General features: G+C 37.9%; 1 protein-coding gene. It reads right to left on the reverse strand.

Annotated features, from left to right (window positions below; genetic code table 11):
- Nucleotides 1-410: 410 nt before the first annotated feature.
- Nucleotides 411-1,877 (reverse strand): protein adenylyltransferase SelO, encoded by a 1,467-nt coding sequence (locus KI356_RS20285; protein WP_212936274.1) that lies wholly within the window; start codon nucleotides 1,875-1,877, stop codon nucleotides 411-413.
- Nucleotides 1,878-1,941: the final 64 nt, after the last annotated feature.

A 1,941-nucleotide genomic window follows, 5' to 3' on the forward strand; every position in this document is an offset into this window, starting at 1 on the left:
GACTCTCTTGCTTAGGAGCCGGTAAATCGGCATGGCTGTCTTGCTTAGAAACAGGGGGTCTTCCATGATCAGCTTTTACAATTCCACCATCCCCAATATTTACACCCAAAATACCAAAACTAAGTACTGATAATCCTACAACAGCTGTACCAATTTTTCTTTTCAAATCTCATCTCTCCTTATAGGTTATATATTTTGCTATTCTCTTATGAAATTAGACAGAATAACACAAATCGTAATAGGGGAAATTACCTCCTAATTTACGATACTACATAATTCTGTGTAATATTTTGTAAAACCTCCTTGTGTTTTGAAGAATCAGAAAATTAAACTCGACAAAAACACCACTTTTTCAAGTGGTGTAAGGAAATAAGCGTATGAATAATAAATTTAAAGGTTAAAAATGAGTATCAAGTCCCACAAAAAGTACGATAAGGACGATTCGTCGGCACAGGTGGAACGCAGTATTTTTCTTGCTCTGTAGAATACGCATAAGGGTTTGATAAAGCTTCAAGAAGCTTCTCCATTACGCTATAGTCGTCATCTGTAACAGCTGCTTCTAGCGCTTCTTCCACTCTGTGGTTCCTCGGGATGATTGATGGGTTGTTATTTTTCATCATCTCATAGGCGTTTTCTTTTGATTCGTCTTGCTTTTCTAATCGAGATTGCCATAATCCGTACCATTCTTTAAATTCTGGACTTTCGAAGAGAGGGGTATCTTTTAATGTATCGAGAGTTAATGAACGGAATGTATTTGTGTAATCCGCGTTATATTTCTCCATCATTTTTAAAAGTTTCTCAATAAGTGCTTTGTCTTGTTCGTCTTCGTTAAATAGTCCTAATTTCTTTTTCATGCCAAGGAACCAATTGTTTTCATACTGTGCGCTAAATTTTGAAATTTCGTCTTGAGCAATCTTTAATGCTTCTTCTTCATCTTCATGTAGGATCGGTATTAAAGATTCAGCTAAACGAGCAAGATCCCAAGCAGCCATATATGGTTGGTTTCCATATGCATAACGGCCTTGTGTGTCAATAGAGCTAAATACGGTTCCTTGGTCGTAATTGTCCATAAAAGCACAAGGACCGTAATCAATCGTTTCGCCACTAATTGTTATGTTGTCAGTGTTCATTACGCCGTGGATAAATCCAACAAGTTGCCATTTTGCGATGAGACTTGCTTGTCTTTTAATGACTTCTTGTAGTAACGCAGTATATCGGTTTTCATGAGCTTCAATTTCTGGATAATGTCTTTTTATCGTATAGTCAGCTAGTGATTTTAGGTCCTCGATTGAGCCACGAGCTGCAGCATATTGAAATGTACCGACGCGTATATGGCTGCTTGCTACTCTAGTTAAAATTGCTCCAGGTAACTTTGTTTCACGATATGTTGGCTCACCAGTTGTGATGACCGCTAAACTACGAGTAGTCGGAATATCAAGTGCATACATTGCTTCGCTTATAATATATTCACGTAGCATCGGACCGAGTGCGGCACGACCATCTCCTCGGCGTGAATAGGGAGTAGGGCCAGAACCTTTCAGTTGAATATCAAAACGATCACCTGAAGGAGTAATTTGTTCACCTATTAAAAGGGCACGACCGTCACCTAACATATTAAAATGTCCGAATTGATGACCAGCATATGCTTGAGCTAATGGATGAGCACCTTCTGGGAGTGCGTTACCAGCAAAAATTGCTATTTCGGCTTCCTTCTTCAGTTCTTCAGGGTTAAAGCCAAGAGATATCGCTAGTGAATGATTTAGTTTAACTAGCTCCGGTGAACTTACGGGAGTAGGGGGGATTTCTGTATAAAATGATTGTGGTAAAGTAATATAACTATTATCTAAATTCCAACCTGTTTCATTATTTTTAGTCATTTTATCTCCTCCTTTTTGTATTTTTAGTTATATATTTGTACGTATGTATTCTTTGTAAAGTTAA

Source organism: Bacillus hominis (assembly GCF_018332515.1).
Classification (GTDB): domain Bacteria; phylum Bacillota; class Bacilli; order Bacillales; family Bacillaceae_G; genus Bacillus_A; species Bacillus_A hominis.